This window comes from Chroococcus sp. FPU101 (assembly GCF_017312365.1).
Classification (GTDB): Bacteria; Cyanobacteriota; Cyanobacteriia; order Cyanobacteriales; family Microcystaceae; genus Chroococcus.
On the sequence record NZ_BLJI01000001.1, the window covers coordinates 151,201 to 174,845 of the forward strand.

At 37.1% G+C, this 23,645-nt stretch carries 25 protein-coding genes and 1 pseudogene; 16 read left to right on the top strand and 10 right to left on the bottom strand.

The features are described from left to right. The first annotated feature begins 23 nt into the window (after positions 1–23). From CFPU101_RS00435 to CFPU101_RS00480, 10 genes and pseudogenes are all read left to right on the top strand, one after another. A complete protein-coding gene (locus tag CFPU101_RS00435) occupies positions 24–1,529 on the top strand; it encodes an NADH-quinone oxidoreductase subunit M (protein WP_206813734.1) in 1,506 nt (501 codons plus the stop codon). A 15-nt stretch (positions 1,530–1,544) separates the two neighbouring features. Then, positions 1,545–2,675: a CO2 hydration protein gene (locus CFPU101_RS00440; protein ID WP_206813377.1), complete on the top strand. Its 1,131-nt coding sequence runs from the start codon at positions 1,545–1,547 to the stop codon at positions 2,673–2,675. Positions 2,676–2,697: 22 nt separating this feature from the next. After that, positions 2,698–3,141 (top strand): annotated as a pseudogene (locus CFPU101_RS00445) (DUF29 domain-containing protein). A gap of 23 nt (positions 3,142–3,164) precedes the next feature. After that, positions 3,165–4,592 carry an NAD(P)/FAD-dependent oxidoreductase gene (locus CFPU101_RS00450; RefSeq protein ID WP_206813378.1) on the top strand — a complete coding sequence of 476 codons (1,428 nt, stop codon included), beginning with the start codon at positions 3,165–3,167 and terminating at the stop codon, positions 4,590–4,592. A 39-nt stretch (positions 4,593–4,631) separates the two neighbouring features. Next, complete coding sequence (locus CFPU101_RS00455; protein ID WP_206813379.1) at positions 4,632–5,099, top strand: DUF29 domain-containing protein; 468 nt, start codon at positions 4,632–4,634, stop codon at positions 5,097–5,099. Between the two features lie 3 nt (positions 5,100–5,102). After that, complete coding sequence (gene tmk, locus CFPU101_RS00460; protein WP_206813380.1) at positions 5,103–5,726, top strand: dTMP kinase; 624 nt, start codon at positions 5,103–5,105, stop codon at positions 5,724–5,726. A gap of 58 nt (positions 5,727–5,784) precedes the next feature. Continuing rightward, the gene (locus CFPU101_RS00465; protein WP_206813381.1) at positions 5,785–6,189 is read left to right on the top strand and encodes a hypothetical protein; all 405 of its coding nucleotides are present in this window, start codon (positions 5,785–5,787) and stop codon (positions 6,187–6,189) included. Beyond that, the gene (locus CFPU101_RS00470) at positions 6,084–6,860 is read left to right on the top strand and encodes a type ISP restriction/modification enzyme (RefSeq protein ID WP_206813382.1); all 777 of its coding nucleotides are present in this window, start codon (positions 6,084–6,086) and stop codon (positions 6,858–6,860) included. The genes CFPU101_RS00465 and CFPU101_RS00470 overlap by 106 nt, the downstream gene beginning before the upstream one ends. A gap of 98 nt (positions 6,861–6,958) precedes the next feature. Then, a complete protein-coding gene (locus CFPU101_RS00475) occupies positions 6,959–7,282 on the top strand; it encodes a nucleotidyltransferase family protein (RefSeq protein WP_206813383.1) in 324 nt (107 codons plus the stop codon). Then, entirely contained in the window at positions 7,272–7,586 is a 315-nt protein-coding gene (locus CFPU101_RS00480; RefSeq protein ID WP_206813384.1) for a DUF86 domain-containing protein, read from the top strand. Before CFPU101_RS00475 ends, CFPU101_RS00480 begins: the two co-directional genes overlap by 11 nt. Before the next feature lie 83 nt (positions 7,587–7,669). On the opposite strand, the gene CFPU101_RS00485 is transcribed toward CFPU101_RS00480, so the two are convergent. The 3 genes from CFPU101_RS00485 to dut are packed head-to-tail and all read right to left on the bottom strand — an operon-like array spanning position 7,670 to position 10,327. Next, on the bottom strand, positions 7,670–8,239 hold the full coding sequence (locus CFPU101_RS00485; RefSeq protein ID WP_206813385.1) for a Uma2 family endonuclease: 570 nt from the start codon (positions 8,237–8,239) through the stop codon (positions 7,670–7,672). Further along, complete coding sequence (locus CFPU101_RS00490) at positions 8,236–9,861, bottom strand: FAD-dependent thymidylate synthase (RefSeq protein WP_206813386.1); 1,626 nt, start codon at positions 9,859–9,861, stop codon at positions 8,236–8,238. The genes CFPU101_RS00485 and CFPU101_RS00490 overlap by 4 nt, the downstream gene beginning before the upstream one ends. Next, positions 9,854–10,327, bottom strand: a complete 474-nt coding sequence (dut, locus tag CFPU101_RS00495) for a dUTP diphosphatase (protein WP_206813387.1) — start codon at positions 10,325–10,327, stop codon at positions 9,854–9,856. Before dut ends, CFPU101_RS00490 begins: the two co-directional genes overlap by 8 nt. 85 nt (positions 10,328–10,412) lie before the next feature. Here dut and CFPU101_RS00500 point away from each other — a divergent pair, with 85 nt between their 5' ends. Genes CFPU101_RS00500 through CFPU101_RS00510 form a run of 3 tightly spaced genes read left to right on the top strand, consistent with a single transcriptional unit; the run spans position 10,413 to position 11,404 of the window. After that, entirely contained in the window at positions 10,413–10,598 is a 186-nt protein-coding gene (locus CFPU101_RS00500; protein WP_206813388.1) for a type II toxin-antitoxin system HicA family toxin, read from the top strand. A 4-nt stretch (positions 10,599–10,602) separates the two neighbouring features. After that, positions 10,603–10,818 (top strand): type II toxin-antitoxin system HicB family antitoxin, encoded by a 216-nt coding sequence (locus tag CFPU101_RS00505; protein ID WP_206813389.1) that lies wholly within the window; start codon positions 10,603–10,605, stop codon positions 10,816–10,818. A 31-nt stretch (positions 10,819–10,849) separates the two neighbouring features. Next, complete coding sequence (locus CFPU101_RS00510; protein WP_374191916.1) at positions 10,850–11,404, top strand: cytidine/deoxycytidylate deaminase family protein; 555 nt, start codon at positions 10,850–10,852, stop codon at positions 11,402–11,404. Here the strand turns inward: CFPU101_RS00510 and CFPU101_RS00515 are convergent. From CFPU101_RS00515 to CFPU101_RS25300, 5 genes are all read right to left on the bottom strand, one after another. Further along, positions 11,390–12,229, bottom strand: coding sequence for an alpha/beta fold hydrolase (locus CFPU101_RS00515; protein ID WP_206813390.1), 840 nt, complete (start codon positions 12,227–12,229; stop codon positions 11,390–11,392). The two genes, CFPU101_RS00510 and CFPU101_RS00515, sit on opposite strands and share 15 nt — an antisense overlap. A 246-nt stretch (positions 12,230–12,475) precedes the next feature. Beyond that, positions 12,476–13,612: a GatB/YqeY domain-containing protein gene (locus tag CFPU101_RS00520; RefSeq protein WP_242577700.1), complete on the bottom strand. Its 1,137-nt coding sequence runs from the start codon at positions 13,610–13,612 to the stop codon at positions 12,476–12,478. Between the two features lie 230 nt (positions 13,613–13,842). Continuing rightward, positions 13,843–14,100: a diguanylate cyclase gene (locus CFPU101_RS25290; RefSeq protein ID WP_242577701.1), complete on the bottom strand. Its 258-nt coding sequence runs from the start codon at positions 14,098–14,100 to the stop codon at positions 13,843–13,845. Further along, positions 14,007–14,297 carry a hypothetical protein gene (locus tag CFPU101_RS25295; RefSeq protein WP_242577736.1) on the bottom strand — a complete coding sequence of 97 codons (291 nt, stop codon included), beginning with the start codon at positions 14,295–14,297 and terminating at the stop codon, positions 14,007–14,009. The genes CFPU101_RS25290 and CFPU101_RS25295 overlap by 94 nt, the downstream gene beginning before the upstream one ends. Next, a complete protein-coding gene (locus CFPU101_RS25300; protein WP_242577702.1) occupies positions 14,281–14,532 on the bottom strand; it encodes a PAS domain-containing protein in 252 nt (83 codons plus the stop codon). Before CFPU101_RS25300 ends, CFPU101_RS25295 begins: the two co-directional genes overlap by 17 nt. A 722-nt stretch (positions 14,533–15,254) precedes the next feature. On the opposite strand from CFPU101_RS25300, the gene CFPU101_RS00530 reads away from it, so the two are divergent. Then, entirely contained in the window at positions 15,255–16,442 is a 1,188-nt protein-coding gene (locus tag CFPU101_RS00530; protein ID WP_206813391.1) for a lipid-A-disaccharide synthase-related protein, read from the top strand. Between the two features lie 49 nt (positions 16,443–16,491). On the opposite strand, the gene CFPU101_RS00535 is transcribed toward CFPU101_RS00530, so the two are convergent. Next, positions 16,492–19,335, bottom strand: coding sequence for a putative Ig domain-containing protein (locus CFPU101_RS00535; RefSeq protein ID WP_206813392.1), 2,844 nt, complete (start codon positions 19,333–19,335; stop codon positions 16,492–16,494). Positions 19,336–19,512: 177 nt separating this feature from the next. Between CFPU101_RS00535 and CFPU101_RS00540 the strand changes: the two genes are divergently transcribed. Together CFPU101_RS00540 and CFPU101_RS00545 are read left to right on the top strand one after the other, a co-directional pair. Beyond that, entirely contained in the window at positions 19,513–20,763 is a 1,251-nt protein-coding gene (locus CFPU101_RS00540) for a lipid-A-disaccharide synthase (protein ID WP_206813393.1), read from the top strand. A gap of 24 nt (positions 20,764–20,787) precedes the next feature. Further along, positions 20,788–22,176 (top strand): hypothetical protein, encoded by a 1,389-nt coding sequence (locus CFPU101_RS00545; RefSeq protein WP_206813394.1) that lies wholly within the window; start codon positions 20,788–20,790, stop codon positions 22,174–22,176. On the opposite strand, the gene ffh is transcribed toward CFPU101_RS00545, so the two are convergent. Further along, the gene (gene ffh / locus CFPU101_RS00550) at positions 22,177–23,625 is read right to left on the bottom strand and encodes a signal recognition particle protein (RefSeq protein ID WP_206813395.1); all 1,449 of its coding nucleotides are present in this window, start codon (positions 23,623–23,625) and stop codon (positions 22,177–22,179) included. It abuts the gene before it with no gap. Positions 23,626–23,645: the final 20 nt, after the last annotated feature.

Here is a 23,645-nt window from a genome sequence, read left to right on the forward strand (position 1 = left end):
AAAAACAAGGGAAAACGGCAAATATGTTAAATGCTTTTATAGTCATACCGATTTTAGGCGCAATTTTAATTACTTTTTTACCTGCTCAGTTAGACGAAAATAAAATTAAAAAAATAGCGACAGGAATCGCTTTAATAGTATTAATTTTAAATATTATTTTGGCGTTTCGATTTGAAGCAAATAATCCTGAAATTCAGTTCACAGAGTACTTACCCTGGATTAAAGGATTAGGTTTAAATTACCATCTTGGAGTAGATGGTTTATCCTTTCCGATGCTTTTTCTCAATAGTTTACTGACTCTTATAGCGATAGGGAGTACCAGTAGAACCATACATCGACCTCGTTTTTATTACGCGCTTCTATTTTTGCTCAGTACAGGAGTAGCTGGCGCATTTTTAGCCCAAGACTTACTTTTATTTTTCTTATTCTATGAATTAGAAATTGTTCCCCTATACTTTCTTATTGCTATTTGGGGAGGAGAAAGACGCGGTTATGCTGCGATGAAATTTCTCCTATACACTTCAGTATCGGGCTTTTTAGTCTTGATTTCCTTTTTAGGTTTAGTTTGGTTAAGTGGAGCAACGAGTTTTGATTATGCCTTTTTGCGAGAAATGAGTCTAGGGGCAGACGCTTTACCCTTGGGAACGCAACTGTTATTACTCGCGCCGTTACTCGTCGGTTTAGGGATTAAAATTCCGATTTTTCCCTTTCATACTTGGTTACCCGATGCCCACGTGGAAGCATCTACCCCCGTTTCGGTGTTATTAGCGGGTGTTTTACTGAAATTGGGAACCTATGGACTGTTACGCTTTGGCGTAGGGTTATTTTTAGATGCTTGGGAATATCTCGCGCCGAGTATGGCGACACTAGCGGCTATTAGTGCATTATACGGGGCGAGTTGTGCGATCGCTCAACGGGATATGAAAAAAGTTGTGGCTTATTCTTCTATTGCCCACATGGGTTATATTTTACTCGCCGTTGCTGCTGCGACTCGTCTAAGTATCACCGCGTCTATTTTTCAAATGGTGAGTCATGGCTTAATTTCTGCTTTGTTATTCTTGTTGGTGGGTATTGTCTATAAGAAAACAGGTAGCCGCGATGTGTATTATCTTCAAGGTTTACTCAACCCCCAAAGAGGTTTACCCCTTGTGGGAAGTCTCATGATTTTAGCAGTAATGGCAAGTGCTGGTATTCCAGGGCTGGTCGGTTTTATCGCAGAATTTCTCGTTTTTAGGGGCAGCTTTCCGATTTTTCCCATTCAAACTCTACTTTGCTTAATCAGTAGTGGTTTAACGGCAGTTTACTTTCTTTTAATGATTAACCGTGTCTTTTTTGGTCGTCTGACGAATGAACTTTCTCGACTACCAAAGGTTTTATGGTCAGAACGCGCCCCCGCCTTTGTTTTAGCTATATTAATTATTGTGTTAGGAATACAACCGAGTTGGATGGTGCGTTGGAGTGAACCCCAAGTTTCGGTTTTACTAACGGGTACTTCGGATGTAGCTTTATCAGTGAACAGTAATCAGTAATCAATTAAGATAAACATGGTAACAACACAACTTAAACCCTCTAATCATCCACTAGCAGAAGCCATTCATCGCATCGAAACAGGAGAAGCATTACTAAAAGATTCTCCAGAGAATGTCTTAGAGGTTGTAGGAATTTTGAAAAGTTATGGCGTGGTTTTAGATGCCTATTCCAAAAACTTAATCTATATTGCAGAAAATCAGTTTTTAGTTTTGTTTCCCTTTTTTAAATATTTTAATGGCGATGTGACCTTTTCTCGCTTGCTGAAACATTGGTGGCACGATCGCATTAATTTTGAATATGCTGAATACTGTATGAAAGCCATGTTTTGGCATGGTGGAGGTGAATTAGATACTTATGTCGATAGTCCAGAGTTTTTGGAAGTCGTAGAACAAGTCGTTCAGGCTAAGTTTAAAGGGAATTTATTCATGATGTCGCTGCATAAAGCATTCCCTGATTTTTTGCCAGAACAGATGCGGATGATGGCTTATTACAGTGGTTTAGGGCAGTTTTGGCGCATCATGGCGGATATGTTTTTAAGTTTATCCGATCTTTATGATCAAGGAGAAATTAAAAAAATCCCTGATGTTGTACAACACGTTCTAGATGGTTTAGTTGCAGGCGCAAATACACCCATCACCTATCAAGTCAAAGTGAATGAACAAACTTATGATGTTATTCCCAAAGAAGCTAATTTAACCTTTTTAATGGATACTGCGGTACCTTATGTCGAAGCAGTATTTTTTAGGGGAACGCCTTTCCCTGGCACAATTTCTTATAATGCTCAAGCTTACCAAATTCCCTACGATCAGGGAATGTTTACCTATGGTGCATTATACGCTGACCCGTTGCCTGTTGGTGGTGCAGGAATTCCCCCCACTTTATTGATGCACGATATGCGCCACTTTTTACCCGAATACTTACATCAATTGTATCGTCAGAGTTTTCGTGCTGAGGAAGATTTACTGGTACAAATTTGCGTATCTTTCCAAAAATCAATGTTTTGTGTCACAACAGCAGCCATTAAAGGTTTAGCACCTTATCCTATGGATACCACAGATTTGATACAACAAAAAGCCAATCGCGCCTATTTAGAGAAATGGATGAATCGTTTTACTACTTCTCGTATTCTCGATGTTAATCAGTAGATGCTTTGGGAGTCTATAGAAAATGGCGATATTGTATGAAGCTGACTATAACCAATGGGTAGAAGAGACTGTTAAGCAACTCCAAAACAAAAATTATGCAGCAGTAGACTGGGAGAATTTAATCGAAGAGGTTGCTGATTTGAGTGGACGAGAACGCGATAAACTAGAAAGTCTATTGACCGTATTGTTTGAACATCTACTCAAAATAGCCTATTGGGAATCTTAACGAGACTATAACTTACGGGGTTGGCTGGGTGAAGTTCAAAATTTTCGGATTCAAATTAGAAGACTTCTCAAAAAAAGCCCCAGTTTAAAGTCTTATTTATTTGTAATTTTCGATGAATGCTACCTAGATGCCCGAAAAATTACTATAAAAAAAACAGGTTTAAACTCGGAAATTTTCCCAGTGTCTCCCATTGCAACTCTAGACGAAGTTTTAGACGATGATTGGCTTCCGTCACTTTAGCCTAAAATGATTAATTACTACTTATGTCTGTTGATTATGACTTAATTGTCATCGGGAACACGTCTGAGGCGATTTATGCGGCGGCTCAAGCTTCTAACCTCAAAATGCGGGTTGCTTTAGTCGAACATTCGTCTAAGAAGAATTTAAATAGATCTGAAGCAATTTTAGGACGTAGCTGCACCTATTTTACAAATCTGTTTGCTCAAGTGAATCAGGTTGTACCCAATTTAGATAAACCAAATTGGCAATTATTACAAGCTTGGACGAAAGAAGCAGAGGCAATTTTATCTGAATATAATACGTTACCGCTTTTAGCAGCGAAGGGAGTCGATATTATTTCAGGTTCAGGAGAGTTTTGTCGGCTTCCCCATCTAGCTTTTATTGTAAATCAAAGACGATTGCGATCGCGGATTTATTTACTGGCGACTGGTTCGGTTTTTGTGCCACCTAAAATTATTGGTTTAGATGAGATTAATTATTTAACTGTTTCCGACGTTTGGCAAAAAGATACACTCGATAATTTACCTGAAATTTTAACCATTATTGGAGAGTCTGTATCTGCTATTCAACTCGCCCAAAATTTGATTCGGTTTGGTAAACAAGTAACGCTTTTAGTAAAAAGTGAAAGACTCTTGCCTCAAGAAGATTTTGAGATTTCTTGGTTATTACAAGCACAACTGGAAGCCGAAGGAATTCAACTTTTTACAAATACCTTGGTGACTCATGTTAAATTCATTGATGGTCAAAAATGGCTACAATTTGGAAATCAAGCGATAGAAACCGATGAAATTATTATAGATTGTCAGCCTCTACCTAATACAGAAGGTTTAAACTTAGAAGGAGTTGGAGTAAAAGTTAATCTAAATAGAGTGTTGGTTAATGAAAAATTACAAACCACTCATTCTAGAATTTATGCTTGTGGTGGTGTAGTAGCGGGTTTTTCTCCGTTTAATATCGCTCAAGCTGAAGTGGATATTATATTAAAAAATATTTTATTCTATCCTTTGTTTAAAATTAACTATACTGCTTTACCTTATTGTATATTTACTCATCCTACTATTGCTAGAGTTGGACTAACTGAAAGACAAGCTAGGCAACTAGCTAAAAAAGAGATAAGTGTCATCCAAATACCCTATAAAATGAATGCTCAAGCACAGATCTTAGGAACGACAGGTTTTATAAAATTGATTATCAATGAACAAGGGGATCTTTTAGGTGGACATATTATTGGAGTACAAGCAGAAGAAATTATTAGTCCGATCGCCATAGCAATTCAACATAAAATAAAAATACAATCCTTAGCAAAATTGCCTTTTCCGTCTTTAACGATTTCAGAAATTATTCATCAAGTAGCCTTAGAATATCAAAATCAATCTTTACAAAAGAAGAAAAAATTATTGAACTGGTATGAAACTTTATTAATTTGGCGCAGAAAATTAGTTAAGAAATAGATGAGAGCAATTATAATGATTGTAGAGTGAGAGAAAAAAATGCAGAATCCTATTACGTCTAGTCCCAACAAAACTTTATACGAACAAGATTTTTATCAATGGATACAAAATACAGCTACTTTATTGAAAGAAAAACAGTTTGATCAAGTAGACTGGGAAAATGTTATCGAAGAACTAGAAAGTATGGGAAAAAGTGAAAAGAAAGAAGTTCAAAGTCGTTTGATTACTATAATTGAACATTTACTTAAACTTCAATATTGGGAAGCAGAAAAAGCCTATAATGAGAGAGGCTGGAGAGGAACGGTAGTCGAACAAAGAATCCAACTAGAATTAACCTTAGAAGATAGCCCTAGTCTAAAACCTATATTAGAGGAAGTTTTTTTAGATTGTTATCAAAAAGCTCGAAAAGTTATTCTAAAAAAATACAAACTTTCTTCTACTCTATTTCCCTTAAAACCACCTTTTACGGTAGAAGATGTTTTAAACTCAGATTATTTTCCCGAATAGCAAATGAAATCATTATTTATCGTTTTTGAAGGGATTGATGGTTCAGGAACATCAACTCAAGCGAATTTATTAAAAGAATATTTTATTACACAAAATCAAGCAGCCATTTTAAGTCCAGAACCGACAAGTGGAGTCATTGGGAAACTAATTAGAGAAGCGATGCAAACCTCAATTATTCCCATTCAAGACAAAAAAAAGTTTGATGAACAGATGGCGTATCTTTTTGCAGCCGATCGACACTATCATATTTATAATGATGTGGATGGTGTCTTAAAATTAACGCAACAAGATCACTGTCATGTGATTACCACACGATATTATTTTTCATCCCTTGCGTATAACTGTAATACTCCCGAAGAATTTCAGTTTGTTAGTCAACTTAATGCAAAATTTCCTCAACCTGATGTAATAATTTATCTCGATATACCCGTTCAAATTTCGCTTAAAAGAATAGCCGAAAGACAGCTAAAAGAAGTCTATGAGAATGAAGAAAAGTTAAATCATGTTAGAGAGAACTTTATTAAGATTTTCTCTGAGTATGAGGGAAATCAATTAATCATCGATGGACAGAATACTATCGAAAATATCCATCAACAAATTATTCAGTATTTAGAAGCGCAATTTTAAAGACTATAAATGGGAATACTAAGAATTAAAAGTTGTTTGAGACAAGGAAAGTCATTTAATGCCGTTCACATCTTTTGATACTTATCTTAAATTGCTGCAAAAAAATCTACCAAAAGGTAGTGAAAGAAGTCATTATCCAGCATTGAAAGATTTACTAGACGATCCAGAAAAAGGAATTGATGCTGTTATTGAAGAAAAGGGCAATAAAGCAGGTATTCCAGATTTTACCGTAAAGCGGCGGGAATTATTAGTAGGTTATGTAGAAGCCAAAGATATTGGGATAGATTTAGATCAGACTGAAAAAACAGAACAGTTACAACGCTATTTAGAATCATTTTCTAATTTAGTACAGTTGCGATGGATTATCCTAGAACGATTTTCCAACAACATGGAATTCAAGAAAACATTTTTATTAATATTTGCAGACAAACTAAAGCTGATCATTGGGGTCATGCACTTGTAGCCAATACTCCGACTCCTGCGTTGTATGTTGAATTAAAAGATGGTAGTAATGCTTTTCCTCTCTATCTTTATCCTGATACCACAAACCAACAAGGTAATTTATTTGTTGAAAAAACTTCTAATATTTCATCAGATTTTTTAAGTACAATTAAAGAAAAACTAGGCTATATTCCTACACCTGAAGCAATATTTTACTACATCTACGCTATTTTCCATAGTCCGACTTATCGCCAACGCTACGCCGAATTTCTTAAAATCGATTTTCCTCGTGTTCCTCTCACCAGCAATAACCAACTATTTAAAAATTTAAGTGAAAAAGGTCAAGAATTAGTACAATTACATCTCATGAAATCAAAAAAGCTTAATAAACTAATTACGAAAGTTGTAAGTAATGGTGATAATACTGTTACTGAAGTTACCTATAAATCTGATACACAGTGCGTTTATATTAACAAAAATTGCTATTTTGAAGGAATTGAACCTCAAGTCTGGGAATTTAAAATCGGGGGTTACCAAGTTTTAGATAAATGGCTGAAAGACCGCAAAAAAGCCAAAAGAACCTTATCATTTGATGATGTGCTGCACTATCAAAAAATTGTTGTTGCACTCAAAGAAACGATGCAACTGATGAGAGAAATTGAGCAATTCATTCCCAGTTTTCCAATTGAGTAAGATACAATTATAAAATATTTTAAGGAGAAAATGAGAGGAAAATCAGTATTAAAGAGTAATTAAAAATTTTACACAAACTTTTAAAGTTACTAAAACATATGAATGCAATAAATGTAAACAATATTAAACTGCCGATAGAACAAATTAAAAATTTTTGCGATCGCTGGAACATTACAGAATTTGCGCTGTTTGGTTCCGTGTTACGTGATGACTTTCGTTCTGATAGTGACATTGATGTATTAGTGACATTTACCCCAGAATCTCATCATACTTTGTTTGATTTGGTACAGATGGAAAATGAGCTAAAAAATATCTTTAAACGAGATGTAGATTTAATTAGCCGTCGGGGAATAGAAAGAAGCTTAAATTATCTACGTCGTCATGAAATTCTTTCCTCGGCTCAGGTGATTTATGCAGCGTGATGTACAGTTATTATTAGATATGTTGGAATCAGCAAAATTAGCAATTCGCTATGTTTCTCAAAAATCTAAAACTGATTTTCTTTCAGACATTCAACTGCAAGATGCTGTAATTAGACGACTTGCTATTATTGGTGAAGCTGCACGTCGCATTTCAGAAATAACCCGTCAAACTTATCCTAAAATTCCCTGGAGTAATATTAATGGAATGCGAAATCGCTTAATTCATGAATATGATGATCTTGATTTAGATATTGTTTGGGATACGGTGCTAACAAGTCTTCCATTACTAATTGAGGAAATATAAAAGATTATGTTATCTAATTCTTAGTATAAAAGTCTTATTATATTTGCTAAAATAACGCTCAATTGTGACTAGGATTAATTAGGTTATTTCTGTTCTAAAATAACATTTTCATATAAAGATTCTAGTGTACCTTTAAAATTAACACTTTTTAGTTCAAAGTTTTCCTGAGTAGTAGAATAAGATTGATATAGCCAGAGATTTTCATTAGTACGACGAAAACAGTCAATACGCTGCTGTTTGGTATTGATTAAAACATATTCTTGTAAAGTGTCCAAAGTTTGATAATCATTAAATTTATCTCCCCTGTCAAAAGCTTCTGTAGAGTTAGAAAGAACTTCAACAATAAGACAAGGAAAACGTTTATAAGTAGAAGTTTCTTGATCTTTTGGATCACAAGTAACCATAATATCAGGGTAATAAAAACGATTAATGGTTTCTATTCTAGCTTTCATATCTGAGATATATACTCGACATCCTGAACCTCGTAAATGACTTAAAAGTAGTGCAAAAAGATTACCAGCAATTGTTACATGAGCATCGTTTGCACCTGCCATTGCATAAGTTTCGCCATTAATATACTCATGTTTGATGTCACTTTGTTCTTCTAGTTTAAGATATTCATTAGGAGTAAGATAAAGAGGTTGAGCAATCATAATTTCTCCTGAATTGCTTGTAATTTATCATCGATGCGTTGTTCGGCAGCTAATCGTTCTAAGGCATAATCATTCATGTCTACAAAACTCATTTTAGCGGTTAATGTGGGATGAATGGCTTTAATTTGTCGATACATTTCTTGAGCAATTATCCGATAAGATGGATGTCCTTGTCTTGAACTTCTTAACTCTGCAAGATGATAGACTTCCCTTAAGTTTAGTTTAATACGCCAACGAATTTTATATGCAAATGGAACAAGATACTGTGCAGCGTCAAAGAAATCTTTACTAATTAATTGAGTAGTTTCGGCGGCATAATCTAAGGCATCACAATACTTTTGAGCTAATTTTGCTTCTTCTAATTCTATGGGAACACCATAACCATGAATAACGGTATAGCGTTGACGTTCTTGTGTCATCACTCGATGGCGATGTAAGTCACGATATGCCCCTAAATCAGCTAATATATCAAAAGTATAATAGGTTTCTTCAAAAGCTCGCCCAGGTCGATGAAATCTTGTTTCTCTTTCTCCTACATAAGTATTAATAATTTCAATTCGTTCCGAGGTTGTTAAATTGGTGGTGTACTCTAAAACTTGTTCAAAGGTTAAGTCTGTATGTGGGTATAAAATAGCTGCAATGACTTTAATTTCTGCGTCTGAATCAGATTCTACTAACTGTACATTAGAAGATGATTCAAGTTCATAATCTTTAAAATGCTTTTGTGTGAGTTGTTGAGTTTGTGCTAAATTATTTGATATGTAATGACTATACTGCGCCCCTCTGTCGCTTTTTGCGCGTTTGACGAAAGAAGGAATAATTTGATCGAGTTCTTGTTGCATCGATGAGCCTAATGCTCTAACTTCAGAATGGGGTGATGCAGCAAGTTTAACCAATAAATACTCAAATGCTCTACCATTGCCGAATAAACCAACATTAGTTAGAGTCGCCATCGGTAGCAACCCTCGTAATAAATCTAAAGCTTTGGCTCTTGTCGCATTATTATACGCTCGTTCTGTGGTATCTGCATCCTTCGGTGTACAAGATTTGAGCCAAGTTATAAGCGGTTCGATTAAAGTGCTATAAGTATCAAATAAATGATCGAGTGTTTTTTCATAATTGTCCGCATATTGAGAAGATAGGATAGACGGTTCTCGGTAGTAGCGATAATATCCGTTAATTTTGCGATTAAATGGAACGTAGCGCGTTGATTTTTCAAGAGGGGAAATACCCAAACGGCTATCTTCTAAGGCTTTTGCTGCGATATTACTAATACCCTCACAGGCTAAATGTGCGCCTCCAAGTTCGGCAACCGAGTCATCACCATAACCAATTAAAACGCGATCATAAAATGCTTCTGCACTTTGAATCGCTACAATTTGATTAGCATTATCTTGACTTCCGACAAGATCGTTAAAATTGGCTTCAGGTGCTTTAATAAATTCATCTAAAAGAATACGGCGTAAACTTTTATCACTGCGACTATAACGGGAAAATAAAGCCCCTTTGACAACTTCTGGTAAATTCCGCAAACCAAAAACCGATTGATCTAAGTTTGTCACAAAAGGCAGTAATAATGTGCCTTCAGGTTTAGTAAAATCTTCTTCCAAAAAATTAATCATCACCTTTATCCTCAACATAACTAACCCCAGTTGAACCAAAACCCCCGCTACCCCGAACCGATGACGAAAGTTCATCGACTTCCTGAAATTGACCTAAAATCACAGGTGCAATGACTAATTGAGCTATTTTTTGGCCTTGGGTGATGTGGAAGGGATCAGACCCCAAATTAATCAAAATAACCTTGATCTCGCCTCTATAGCCCGCGTCGATGGTTCCAGGCGTATTTAAAACAGTGATACCATGCTTGAGAGCTAACCCACTTCTGGGACGTACCTGTAATTCGTATCCGATGGGTATTTCTGCTGATAAACCAGTAGCGATCGCAAAACGTGACAAAGGTTGTAAGGTATAGTCAATAATTGACACTAAATCCGCCCCAGAATCGCCAGGATGTTCGTATCGCGGTAATTTTGCGTTATTGTTGAGTCGCTTGATTTTGACTACGACTTGGCTATTCAAAGTCATGTAGATTGGCTTGATGATTGAAAATTGTCCAAAGTTAACTATACTATCTTACAGACTCAATAAATTTTAATGACTTGCTAATAGGATGAAAGTTAAGGAGGTAATCAAAATACTTGAGGACGACGGTTGGTATTTAGTACGAACAAAAGGTAGCCATCGTCAGTTTAGACATTCCAGCAAATTAGGAACAGTTACCGTATCTGGAAAATTAAGTGTAGAGATTCCAGTTGGAACATTAAATAGTATTTTTAAGCAAGCAGGATTAAAGTGATAAGATGCGTTATGCAGTAGTAGTTGAAAAAGGTAACACAAGTTATGGGGCGTATGTTCCAGACTTACCAGGTTGTATTGCAGTTGGTGAAACTAGAGAAGAAGTATTAAATTTAATCCAAGAAGCAGTAGAGTTTCACATAGAAGGATTATTAGAAATAGGAATAGCAGTTCCTCAACCTTCTTCTACTATAGAATATGTTGAAATTCCAGCCGCTTAATTTTTTGAATAAGTAATATTTTGGCTAAATTATGAATTTAGAAAAACAACGACCCTCTTGGGATGAGTATTTTTTAATGATAGCCAAGTTAGCCGCTACACGCTCGACTTGTTTAGCGTTTCCAGTGGGTGCAGTAATTGTTAAGGATAAACAAGTGTTAGCGACGGGTTATAATGGGACACCATCAGGATCAATTCATTGTACAACACAGGGTTTCTGTTATCCTGGTTTGACGAGTTGTGATGAATCTAGTAGTTTACCATCACGTGCGATTCATGCCGAAGCAAATGCGATCGCACAAGCGGCTAAACATGGTATATCTACACAGGGGGCGTGTATTTACGTTACCCTAGAACCGTGTTTATCTTGTCTAAAACTGATTATTTCTGCGGGAATTAAAGAAGTTTATTACGAAACGGTTTTTAATAGTGGGAATAAACAGTTAGTCAGAGATGCTTTTGTTGCAGATGGGTTAGTTACTCTCAAACAAATTCAGTTAAGAGAGGAAATAGCTAAACAAGCTAGTTCATTTTTACTAAACCCTACTTCAATTGCAAGAACTGTTTTAGAATCATCTACGACCTAAAAAATTGACGATTAAAGGACTAATTTCTTTATTCCAGTGTTCTTGGGGATAGTGTTTCGCTTCTTCTAGGGTGACTAACTCAATATTTTTGTTTTCTTTAAGTTTATTAACATCGGTGAAATTTAACCAAGAGTCAGCCATTCCCCAAATAACGAGAGTGGGTTTTTCCCATGTAGCTAAACCTTTTTCGATTTCGCTCATAGATTCTGCTAATTTTAAATTACGGATGGTAGAGACTAATGCTCGTCCAACTGAAGAACTTTTGAGATAGGGTTGACGATACATCGCTAAATCATGATCAGAAATAACAAAACCGCTTCCCTTTTCTAAGGTACGATCGACTAATATGGGATCTTGTGTCAGCATTTCCCCCGCTAAAGGAATTCCCCATTGTTGCATCACCCAAGGTAGTTTTACTGTAGTGGAAAGGGGTGTATTTAAAATGACTAGGCGATCAATTGTATTAGGAAAACGTAACGCATATTGTAAACCGACTGAACCTAAATATCCTTGTACTACTAAAGAAATTTTTTCTAATTCTAGGGTTTGAAGTAAGTTAGAGAACGCTTTAAGATAAGCTTCTGGAGTATAAGCAAATTCACGTTGACTAGGTTTGTCGGATGAACCCGAACCGAGCCAATCAGGAGCGATCGCTTTTAAATTATAATCATCTAAAATGGGTAATAATTGTCGCCAAGTATAACTATGAGATGGCAAACCGTGTAAAAGTAAGACTGGGGATACATCACTTGCTTGTTGGGGTGTTACTTCTCGATAAAACCATTTTAAAGAGTTAACATTGATCGTTTTTTCCGATATAGACACTTTTTTGTTCTTATAATTAATAATTTATTAACCATTTTCCCATCATCTAGGTACGTTGGATTAATTATTTGTAAGGGATTGATTCCCAAACCCAATCAACGTATATTATTAATTTGTGATCTTTTATAAGACTATTAAAAAATTCATTGATTAAGGGTTTGGTATCCAAACCCCTACAGTCTAATGATATTTCTCAAAAATATAAGGAAAAAATATCAAACCCCTACAGTTTAGATTAAAGTTAACTTAACTGACTTTTGACCAGTCTTGAATTTTTTTACCGTCTGCTTTACCTTTTAATTGTTTGATCGCTACACCCATTACTTTACCTAAATCTTTGGCTGAAGTTGCCCCAACTGATGTAATAATTTCATCGATAATATCTGTTAATTCGTCATCTGTTAATTGTTTGGGTAAATAGGTTTCAATGATAGCAAGTTCTTGGGCTTCTTTATTAGCCAGATCCTCGCGACCTGCTTTGGTATACTGTTCAATAGAATCTCTTCGTTGTTTTGCTTGTTGAGTTAAAACCTCTATTTCTTGTTCGGGTGTTAAGCTATCTTGTCCACTGGGACGTAAAGCAACTTCTTTTTCTATAAGAACTTTTTTGATCCCTCTAACTGTCTCTAAGCGTATCTTATCTTGAGCTTTCATGGCATTTTTGATATCTTCTCCAATTCGCTCTTTTAGACTTGTAGAACTGATATCTTTATTAGTTGGTGTCTCTACAGCTTTCACAGGTTCTTCATTAAGCTTATCAGCGTCTAATGCGTCATCATCTTTAACAACAGCAGAAGAAGTGGATGAGATTTCTTCATCATCATCGTCTAATTCAGCGTCGCCTAATTCTTCATCTAGTCCATCTGTTTCTTCATCATCATCGTCTAATTCAGCATCGCCTAATTCTTCATCTAGTCCATCTGTTTCTTCTTCAACTTCTGAGGATTGATTTAGGATAATTTGTTCTTCATCCTCATCTAAAATTTTAGAAGGTTCAACAGTAGGTTTACGTTTATCTTGTACCATTTCAGTAATTGATGTAGATGATTCTACTTTAGATGATGTGAAGGTTGGATCTTCAGTAGCGATCATCAAGTCTTCTTTTAAGAGAATATGACGAATAATACCTTGATCCAGAGAGAGTTTACCACGTTCAGTCGAAAGCTTGACAATTAGATGACCTATTTTTTCGCCTAGACTTTGAACTTGTGCTGTACTATTAAAAGGTAATTTTGCATTTTTTTTAATTAGGACATCTAATTCTTGATTGCCTTTTTTGGTATTGGGATCAATGCCATTTTCTAAAATAATCTTTTTGATGCTCTTTTTCAGAAATTTATACAAATCCTTTTTCGATAATTCTTGTTGTTCTAGAAAAGTCATTTTTTTACTCCTTTGCTATCTAAAAGATATGACAAGAACTTAAGTAAAGCGTTTAAACCGATAAAAAACAACTTTCTTTAGTATAGTAGCAATATCGAAAAAAGTTAGTTTAAGCTTAATTTAAAAAGTTTAATCTTGTAAGTTTTAAAATTTATGTAATATAAAAAACACAATTGCGTCCATTTTGTTTAACACGATACAAAGCTTCATCAGCCACCCGAAACAGTTGATCATAAGTCGTACGATGATAGGGGAAAACTAGAAATACCAATCGAGACACTAATTAATGCTAATTCTTTGCCTTCTGTATACACTTTTAGTTGTTTAATGCCTTGTCGAATTTCTTCAGCCTGCATTTTAGTATGTTCAATAGAAGTATTAGGCATAATGTCCACTAATTCTTCCCCACCGTAGCGACAGGGAATATCAGATTGACGTACATTTTCTTGTAAAAAATTGCTGTTTCCGCTTCGGCAACCGTTAAGCAAGCTTGTAGAAAATCGGTCATTTCTCCTAAACGAATCATTTTTTGGGTTCGTTTTTCAAGTTCAATTAATCGTTCAGAAAATTGATGATTAATTTCTTGTAATTCAAGTTCAGTTTTTTTACGTTCTGTAATATTAGACGCAATACCTAAAATCTGTTTCGGTTTGCCATTACTGCCTTGTTCAATAAAAAGTATCACGAGCGTTGAACCAGTGCCAATTCCCACGACTGTCTTTGATTTGATATTCTATTTCTAAATAGTTCCCTGGTGTTAAAGATGAACAACGGACAAGATGTTGTCGTACTGCTTCTCTATCAGAAGGGTGTATGTATTCATCAAGAGGATTTGTATCTGGACTTTTAATTTCATCTGGAGTGTAACCTAAGATATCGCTAACAAAACGATTACAATAAATAGTCTGTTTTTCGTTCAAGTCATAAATATAGATGATATTAGGCGTAAATTGGGTGATTTGTTCGCTAAATTGTTTGCTTCTAATTAAAGCTAATTCGGCTTGGTGACGTTCTACAATTTCTATTTGTAGCTGTAAATTTGCGTGTTCTAAGTCTGCTGTACGTTCTTCAACCCGTTCTTCAAGTTCTGCGTTTAAATTACGGACTTCTTGTTCAACAATTTGACGTTCCTTGATTTGATTGGCTAATTCAGAGTTGAGATGTTCTAGCTGTAGCGGTGACGGGAGAACAAGGGCTTGAGGAATTAAAGGGTATAATTCTATGGCAGTATAAAGAGAAACAACAGCAGTTAAAGCTTTTGTTGCACCAGATAGCCAATAAGCAGGATACCATAATGTTCCAAACTTCTAAAACATGAGTTGTTCCACATGAAAGAATAAACAGACTAAATAGTATAAATATTGCTTTAAATGGAACGTCTTGTCTTTTTTGGACAAAGTACACTAGCATGATGGGAATTGATGGGAATTGAATAGTATGCAGCCGCAATTCATAAATCTGAGACGACGTGTAGCCAAATTAGCGGGGTTTGCCATCAATAACAATGTCCATGAGGCATATAATTACTAGGCGATACTAAATTGATGAGCCATTTCTGCATAAAGTTCTATCCTGTGTACAGATAAAATACTGATTTCTGTGTTATTTCACCAATCTGCCTGAATTTTGCTTGAAAGCGACGATGATCAAACAAGTTCTCTTCCTTAGTAATGGGCATGGAGAAGATTTAAACGCTAGTCTAATTCTACAAGCCCTTTTAGAGAGTAATCCAGCACTTACAATCGCTGCGATGCCTTTAGTGGGTGATGGCACAACCTATCGTCGTCTTAATATTCCCATTATCGGGCCAACACAAACACTTCCATCAGGGGGTATGATTTACACTCATGTTTTTAATTTAATCAAAGATTTATGGTCTGGTCTGATTAAGTTAACGTGGCGACAAATCCAAGCTATTCTAAAATATAGTAAAAACTGCGATTTATTGATTGCAGTTGGTGATATTTTTCCGATTACAGTGGCTTATCTCTCTGGTCGTCCTTTTGTCGCTTTTATTGTCTCTACTTCTAGTTATTACGAAGGACGGATTAAAATTCCTTGGATTACTCGATGGTGTCTTAAATCTCCTAAATGTCAGCAAATCTTTACCAGAGATGCTTTTACTGCCCAAGATTTACAGCAACAAGGTTTTAAAAAGGCGGTTTTTTCAGGTTACCCTGTGATGGATGTTTTACATCGCACAGAAACGGATTTAGCATTAGATAAATTTTATCAGCCGATGATTGCTCTTTTACCTGGCAGTCGTTTACCCGAAGCTTTAAATAATCTGGCTTTACTTTTAAATATTTGTGAAGAAATTGCTAAAATTCGACCCATTCAATATAGAGCAGCTTTAGTCTCGAATTTTACTGAAGATGATTTGAATACTCTAGGTCAAAAAGTTGGCTGGCGATATATCGGGGAAGGAAAGTTAATTAAACGAACCGAGAAAGATGAGATTGTGATGGTACGCTGTTTTTACAATGCTTTTGCAGATATTGTCTATGAATCTGATTTAGTGTTGGGAATGGCAGGTACAGCCGTTGAACAAGCCGTTGGTTTAGGAAAACCTGTATTACAAATACCAGGTTATGGGCCACAATTTACCTATCGTTTTGCTGAAGCACAAATGAGACTCTTAGGTTTATCGGTGACAACAGTCGGAAAAAAACCGAATGAGGCTAATCTTTTTCCTCATGCGGCACAAGAAGCTATCAAAATTCTTCATGATCCAGATTATTTACATAGTTGTGTGGCGAATGGTCGAGAAAGAATGGGATCTCAAGGTGGTTCTCAAGAAATAGCTAAAAAAATTAGTTATTTCCTTTAACATCACAGAAAGCAGGTACGACAGTATAGCCCTACCTGCTTTTGATTTGTTAAACTACTCTATCTTCAAAATAACCAAACTCAATATAATGACGCGTCGGATCACTACCATAAATGGGATCAGCCGCGACATCTGAATTATTGGCTAGATAAGAAGCAGGATTAAAGATTTCTCTGGCTCGTCCTTCGGCTCTACCAGCAACAACATAATGCGCGCTACCATAGTTGATCTTACTCGAATAATTACCACTATTGATCGGTTGTAAGGCTTGAATTAAATCGCCATAGGAAGCAACATAGATATCTGGTTTAAACGCCAGAGGATCACGACCTTCAGCCCCTACAGAGAATTGAGAACCAAAGAGAATATAATGTGCAGTTGCTCCTACGACATCACTTTCATAGTAATCCAGTAAATCATCATAGCCCGCTAAGTAACGATACTCATCAAAAGTATCAGCCGCTCGCCCTTCACCAAAACCAGATTGAATATAATGGATACTGCCTGCCATTATATTGTAACCTAGGCTACTGATTAAATCACCATAAGATGCTATGTACTGATCACTCTGGAAACTGGTTAGCGATCGCCCTTCATTTAATCCAGATTCGATATAGTGTCGCGCTGCGGCATCACCATCCATACCAATGATCGGAATTAAATCTGTATTTGATGCTACATAACGAAACTCATCAAAAAGATCTGGACTTCTTCCTTCAGCCCGTCCTAAATCTCGATAATGATCTCTTAAGCCCGATAAATCATAGCCATAAGCGGCACTCAAATCAGGATACGATGCCCCATATTGAGCCGCATCAATATCGATATTGAGGGCAAAAACATCACTAATAGAGGCACCAGAACTATCGGTTGCTACTACATTAATTTCAAGCGCACCGTAATCGGCAACAGATGGGGTACCCGAAAAGGTTTCGCTGATTGGCTCAAACGTTAACCAACTTGGTAGAGGGCTTCCATCAACTAAAGAAGCTGAGTAATTTAAGATCTCCCCAGGATCGATATCGGTAAATGTATTGTCAGGAAGCTCATAACTAAAAGAACGATCAATAACAGTACCTTGATCGGAAATTGGGATTGCAAGGCTCGGCGCATCATTAACATTCGTGAGGGTTAGAGCAAAATCATCTGAAACACTGGCATTTTCAGGATCAGTTGCTGTTACTCTAATCGAGTATGTAATTGAAAAAGTAGGAATATCTGAATTAGTAGGTGTTCCGCTAAGAGTGCTAGTTGCAGGATCAAATGTTAGCCAACTTGGTAAGGGCGTTCCATCTGTTAATGTAGCCGAATAGGTAAGAGGATCGGCATCGATATCATCAAAGGTATTTTCTGGAACTTGAAAGCTAAATAACTGATCTTCGGTGGTACTTTGATCAGCGATCGCATTTGCCACACTTGGAGGATTATTGATTGTAGGATCGGAAATATTTAAAGCAAAAGTATCAGTAACGCTGGCTCCCGCTTCATCGGTTGCCGTAACGTAAACATTAAAAGTACCTGCATCGGCATTCGTAGGATTACCGCTAAAAGTACGAGTCGTGGCATTAAAGCTTAACCAACTCGGTAAAGGCGAACCGTTCTCCAGAGTCGCGGTATAAGTAAGACTATCGCCTAAATCTTCGTCGGTGAAAGTATTATTCGCAAAGGTAAAATTAAAGTTTTGCCCAACTGCTGTATTTTTATCAGCGATCGCATTGGAAACAACTGGGGCATCATTGACATTAATTACATCTAGATTAAACCGAGTCGAAGTAAAAGCACCATCCCCATCAGTTGCTCTAACCAAAATATTGAGGCGACCAACTTGAGAATTATTGGGTGTGCCACTAAAAGTACGAGTCGCAGCATTAAAACTTAACCAACTTGGTAAAGCTCCCCCATCACCAAGACTAGCGGTATAAACTAAGGATGAATTATCAAACGGATCAAAATCAATAATAGTATTCGCTGGAATGGTAAAGCTAAAAGCTTGATCTTCCTGCGCCTGTTGGGATGAGATCGGAGTTACTACAATCGGGGCATAATTCAAACCTGAGCTATTATTAGAAACAATGACATCACCACCAGAAATTTCTTGAATGAGATATTCACTAGAATCTAATTGTTGAGAAATAGCGATTCTGCTTCTAGTTCCTGTAGCTTTAAGCTGTAGAATTTGACCGACAACACTATTTAACCTAATTAATGAAATTTGTCCCCCGTTAATCGCATCAACGTTATTATCACCAGCATAAGTCGACAGTCTTTCTAAATAAAGAACGCTATTATCGGTACTGAGATCAACTTCTTCAAGATTAGTAACCTGAGCTAAATTAATAAATCCAGCATTGCGAGTTTTGATTAAAGACCGAGTAAAATCATCATCTATAAATTCAGTGAGCCTAGATAAATTGATCGAACTTCCCGCACCATCGGCAAATACTTCCGTTGTACCGCCACTAATTCTCGTTACATTACTTAAATTGATTTGACCACCCTGTGACGCATCGATATTTAGGACTTTTAACGTTCTTCCACCATTAAGGGAAGTTACATCAGATAGATCAATTACACTACCATTTCCCCTAGCTTCGATACTAATATCATTTGCATTACTGCCGCGATAAGTGGTTAAACCCGTCAGCTTAAGACTTCCACCATTATTCGCTAGTAAATTTAAGCCACCATATGCTGGGTTACCATTAGAAAAGGTAATTTCGTAAGTCGTGCCTCTCGTCGTATTCTCGATCGTTACTAGATCATTTGCGGTGGGGACTCTTCCAGTACTCCAATTAGCCGTATCATACCAATCACCATTAGTCCCAATCCATCTAACAGGAGTTAAGCTTGGTTGTACTGCATTAATTGTTGGATTCTCTTCTAAAGTTGTCATTATTGTTTCGTTTAATCTACCTAGCTATAGAGTGTTATTGACTAGGATTACAGTCTAAAGTTTCGCGTTTTAGTCTAGGTTCAGATCGATTTTTAGACAGGTTCTTTCGTCAACGCTCATCATTCTACGTCACAGAAGCCTTAAAATCCGATCAGCCATTTAACACTCTAATTAAAAATGCAACCTTTTGATATTTTGATTCTTTCTAACGGCCCTGGTGAAGTGACAACTTGGGTACGTCCTGTGGTTAAAGTCTTACGTCAAAAATTGGGCTTTGATGTGGCTAAAGTACGAATTTCTGTGGTGTTATCGCCTTGTGGTCATGCCATGGGAACTGAGGCTGATGTTGTCCGTAGCTATCCTGAAGTCAACCGAGTTCAATCACCTGAGTATTTTTTCCCATTTTTGTTACAGGGGAAAACGTATGAAAATTGGGATTGGCGAGACAAAGGACTTGTATTGTTTTTAGGAGGTGATCAGTTTTTCTCTGTAGTCATCGGACGACGTTTAGGTTATCGAACTGTAATTTATGCTGAACATGAGGCGCGTTGGTGGCGTTGGATCGATCATTATGGCTTAAAAAGTGAGAAAGTTCGGGCGGCGGTTCCTGCTCGCTATCAGTCTAAATTAACAGTGGTTGGAGATCTGATGGTCGATTTATCCCCCCTGTCTTCTGCTCTGGTTGATTCGACTTCACCTCTCATTGCTCTCCTTCCAGGCTCAAAACCTTGGAAACTCGATCAAGGGGTTCCTTTGTGTTTGGCGATCGCAGAACAGATCGCTCTACAGTTTCCCCAAGCGCGTTTTGTGCTTCCTGTCGCGCCGACTCTAACTCTACCAACTCTAGCGAAATTTGCTGATCCCAAACTTAGTCTAATTATTCAAAAATTTGGCTGGGCTAATGCTCAACTCTTTACCCCTGTTGACCAAACTCCTTATTTAAAAACGGCACAGGGTTTAAAAGTCGAACTAATCACCCAATTTCCTGCTCATGAAATTCTCGTTTCATGTCACTTTGCTTTAACGACGGTAGGGGCGAATACGGCTGAATTAGCGACCTTAGGGGTTCCTTTTATTGTCCTACTCCCCATTCAACAACTCGACGCAATGCGCACATGGGATGGTATTCCAGGGATTTTAGCGAGTCTTCCCCTAGTCGGTGCAACGATGGCTAAAATCATTAATCTTATTGTTTTAGCTCAAGGTCGTCGTTTATATGCTTGGCCAAATATTTGGGCTAAACGTGAAATTGTTCCCGAATTATTAGGTCTGCTAGATCCCGCAGAAGTCGCTCTTATTGGCATTGATTGGCTAAATCATCCCGAAAAACTCGAAAAAATTCGTTCACAACTGCGTCAACTGGTTGGGCAACCTGGAGCCGCCGACAAAATGGCTCAAATTGTCTGTGATCTCGTTATCGATTTCTAAAATATAAATAGGATGTTAAAATATGTGGACACTCGGATGTGTCTAAAAAAGCATAAAACCGATCGCCGATGGGAAAAAGCCATGAACAAATTTACAGGACTGAATCGTCAAAGTGCAATTGTTACCACAGTAAGTTTTTTAATGTCCTATGTCAGTCTTTTTCCTCAAACTCAAGCAGCTACTCTTCATTATCCATCTGCTTCGAGTTTTCAGTCATCGCTTGAGGGATTTGCACAAATTAATCAACAGTTTTTAGTCAGTAATGTCTTGACGATTGATTCGATTGATTCTCAAATTATGTCCGCTAAATTATCTTCTGAGCAAACTAAAAAATTGTTTGAGATGAACATAGCTTTGAGTCAGCCTAATGTGGTTAGTCGTTCAGCATTATCTTTTGAGAGAGTCATTAATAGCTTAAAACAATTAGAATTTACTTTTAATACCGATCAACAGCTTGACGTTCGTACTTTGCCTCAAGTGGATTTTGCCGATGTTTATGAGGGAATTTACGAATTTACACCGTTAAACACAAGAAAAGGCCCTGTTGATCGATTGGTTGGAGATTATTTAGCATTTGACCATAATTCCGTTTCTGATAATGAATTACCTAAGAATTATTTTTACAATAAAAATTCAATTTCCATTGGTATATCAAGAGCAATTGCTTCAGATACGTCCGATAAAGTCGCCATTAGTAGTTTTTTAAATAAAGCAACTGGAGCAATTACTTTTCCAAATGTTCAAGAGGGTTTACAACTCAATCGAACTAAACCTGAAGATCAACAGTTAAACTCAATGCTACAGTTATGGCCGCGAAATCCTTTATCAATGGAAGTGAAAAGCTATGGAGCAAATTCTCAAAATAATCTTGAGTATCTTAATACGTTTGGTAATTTAGCGGTTTCGGTGAATTTACCCCTAGTACCACGAGACATTTTAGTTAATCAATTAGATTTAAAAGTAGATTGGGTCAATGGAGGTACATATTCTAATCAATTAAGAGAAAGCACTCAACTTATTACCGAGCATAACCGCGAAAGTCAAGAAGCTTTTCAAAGTCGAATAGAAGACCAACAAACCAAATTTTCTACTCAGCAACAAAAATATCAAAGTGAGCTACAAAACCAAATGAGTCAAAGCTATCAAAACTCCTCTTATCAACAGCAAAGGAGTCAGCAGGTACCTGGTTTATCACGTTATCAGACTCCGAAAACAAGCTTAAAGTTAACGCCAAAAAATCTACCTCTTGCCCCTCGAACGGTTTCATCATCTCAGAACTCAAATTCATTTAGTTCTTCTAACAACACTTCGACATCAAACAATAATTACAACAGAAGCAATTTAACTAGACCCATTCAGGGGGTGAATAATTCTTTAAATAAAAAATCGTCTATTTCCCCCCTATCAAAATAGTTAAAGATCCCCAAATCCTTTTTTCTTTTTGACTTTTTTGGTTTGCTTTTTCTGTGAACCACCTGCATAGCCTCTAAAACCAGGGTTAGAAGCCCCACCCAACATCCCTTGACCCCCGCCCATACCAGGCATACCCGCCATACCAGGCATACGTCCTTGTCCCATTTGCTGCATCATTGAGCGCATCCGTGTAAAATTAGTGATCAGCTTGGTGACTTCTGATTCATCATGACCTGAACCTCTGGCAATACGACGACGACGACTCGGTGACTTAGCCAATAAATCAGGATTAGACCGTTCTTCTGGTGTCATTGAGCTAATCATGGCAGATGTGCGTTTGAGTTCACTTTCACCTCGTTCAATGTCCGCCCCACTCAATTTACCCATTCCTGGAATTAGTTTTAAGACTCCACCCAAAGATCCCATATTCTTGAGCAGTTTCATTTGTTTGAGGAAGTCATTAAAATCAAACTGAGCCTGAAGAATTTTGTTTTGCATTTTCTCGACATCGGCTAAGTCGAGTTCTTCTTGTGCTTTTTCAACCAGCGTCAGTACGTCACCCATATTTAAAATACGGGAGGCCATGCGATCGGGATAAAATGGCTGTAAGGCTTCTACTTTTTCCCCAAGTCCAACAAATTTAATCGGTTGACCCGAAATTTGTCGCACCGATAGAGCCGCCCCACCTCGCGTATCACCGTCTAACTTGGTTAAAATTGCCCCTGTAATGCCGATTTGTTCATGAAAAGTACGGGTTAAGTTAGCCGCTTCTTGCCCCGTCATCGCGTCAACGACTAATAATGTATCATTAGGCTTGACTTTTGCTTTGATTTGTGCTAGCTCCGCCATCATACTTTCGTCAATTTGCAGACGACCCGCAGTATCAATAATGACGGTATCAACTTTAAGCTCTTTAGCTTTTTCAACCCCTTTTTGAGCAATTTCAACGGGATTCGCTTCGGTACCGAGTTCAAAGACGGGAACCTCGATCTGTTGTCCGAGGGTGATTAACTGATTAATTGCCGCAGGACGATAAATATCGGTCGCAACCATTAAACAACTACGCTTTTCTTTTCGTAAATAGAGAGCGAGTTTGGCTGTAGCGGTGGTTTTGCCCGCCCCTTGTAATCCTGCCATTAAAATTACAGTGGGGGCTTTGTCAGCTTGAGCAAGGGGTACATTACTTTCCCCCATAACTTTAACTAATTCATCGTAGACAATTTTAATAAACTGTTGCCCTGGATTAATACCCGAAATTACTTCAGCACCTAAAGCGGCTTTTTCAACTTCGCTAATAAAAGATTTAACAACTTGTAAATTTACATCGGCTTCTAAAAGTGCGCGGCGAACTTCTTTTAGTGCCTCTTGAATGTTCGATTGGGAGATTTTATCTTGACCCCGTAATTTTTTCCAGGCATCATCGAGGCGTTCAGCAAGAGCATCAAACATAAAGCGTGTTTTAGATGTAT

What these genes read in the sequence shown, in the direction of transcription:
- CFPU101_RS00435 (WP_206813734.1), top strand. Translation starts at nt 24, where the DNA reads ATGTTAAATGCTTTTATAGTCATACCGATTTTAGGCGCAATTTTAATT.
- CFPU101_RS00440 (WP_206813377.1), top strand. Translation starts at nt 1,545, where the DNA reads ATGGTAACAACACAACTTAAACCCTCTAATCATCCACTAGCAGAAGCC.
- CFPU101_RS00450 (WP_206813378.1), top strand. Translation starts at nt 3,165, where the DNA reads ATGTCTGTTGATTATGACTTAATTGTCATCGGGAACACGTCTGAGGCG.
- CFPU101_RS00455 (WP_206813379.1), top strand. Translation starts at nt 4,632, where the DNA reads ATGCAGAATCCTATTACGTCTAGTCCCAACAAAACTTTATACGAACAA.
- tmk (WP_206813380.1), top strand. Translation starts at nt 5,103, where the DNA reads ATGAAATCATTATTTATCGTTTTTGAAGGGATTGATGGTTCAGGAACA.
- CFPU101_RS00465 (WP_206813381.1), top strand. Translation starts at nt 5,785, where the DNA reads ATGCCGTTCACATCTTTTGATACTTATCTTAAATTGCTGCAAAAAAAT.
- CFPU101_RS00470 (WP_206813382.1), top strand. Translation starts at nt 6,084, where the DNA reads ATGGATTATCCTAGAACGATTTTCCAACAACATGGAATTCAAGAAAAC.
- CFPU101_RS00475 (WP_206813383.1), top strand. Translation starts at nt 6,959, where the DNA reads ATGAATGCAATAAATGTAAACAATATTAAACTGCCGATAGAACAAATT.
- CFPU101_RS00480 (WP_206813384.1), top strand. Translation starts at nt 7,272, where the DNA reads ATGCAGCGTGATGTACAGTTATTATTAGATATGTTGGAATCAGCAAAA.
- CFPU101_RS00485 (WP_206813385.1), bottom strand. Translation starts at nt 8,239, where the DNA reads ATGATTGCTCAACCTCTTTATCTTACTCCTAATGAATATCTTAAACTA.
- CFPU101_RS00490 (WP_206813386.1), bottom strand. Translation starts at nt 9,861, where the DNA reads ATGATTAATTTTTTGGAAGAAGATTTTACTAAACCTGAAGGCACATTA.
- dut (WP_206813387.1), bottom strand. Translation starts at nt 10,327, where the DNA reads ATGACTTTGAATAGCCAAGTCGTAGTCAAAATCAAGCGACTCAACAAT.
- CFPU101_RS00500 (WP_206813388.1), top strand. Translation starts at nt 10,413, where the DNA reads ATGAAAGTTAAGGAGGTAATCAAAATACTTGAGGACGACGGTTGGTAT.
- CFPU101_RS00505 (WP_206813389.1), top strand. Translation starts at nt 10,603, where the DNA reads ATGCGTTATGCAGTAGTAGTTGAAAAAGGTAACACAAGTTATGGGGCG.
- CFPU101_RS00510 (WP_374191916.1), top strand. Translation starts at nt 10,850, where the DNA reads ATGAATTTAGAAAAACAACGACCCTCTTGGGATGAGTATTTTTTAATG.
- CFPU101_RS00520 (WP_242577700.1), bottom strand. Translation starts at nt 13,612, where the DNA reads ATGACTTTTCTAGAACAACAAGAATTATCGAAAAAGGATTTGTATAAA.
- CFPU101_RS00530 (WP_206813391.1), top strand. Translation starts at nt 15,255, where the DNA reads ATGATCAAACAAGTTCTCTTCCTTAGTAATGGGCATGGAGAAGATTTA.
- CFPU101_RS00535 (WP_206813392.1), bottom strand. Translation starts at nt 19,335, where the DNA reads ATGACAACTTTAGAAGAGAATCCAACAATTAATGCAGTACAACCAAGC.
- CFPU101_RS00540 (WP_206813393.1), top strand. Translation starts at nt 19,513, where the DNA reads ATGCAACCTTTTGATATTTTGATTCTTTCTAACGGCCCTGGTGAAGTG.
- ffh (WP_206813395.1), bottom strand. Translation starts at nt 23,625, where the DNA reads ATGTTTGATGCTCTTGCTGAACGCCTCGATGATGCCTGGAAAAAATTA.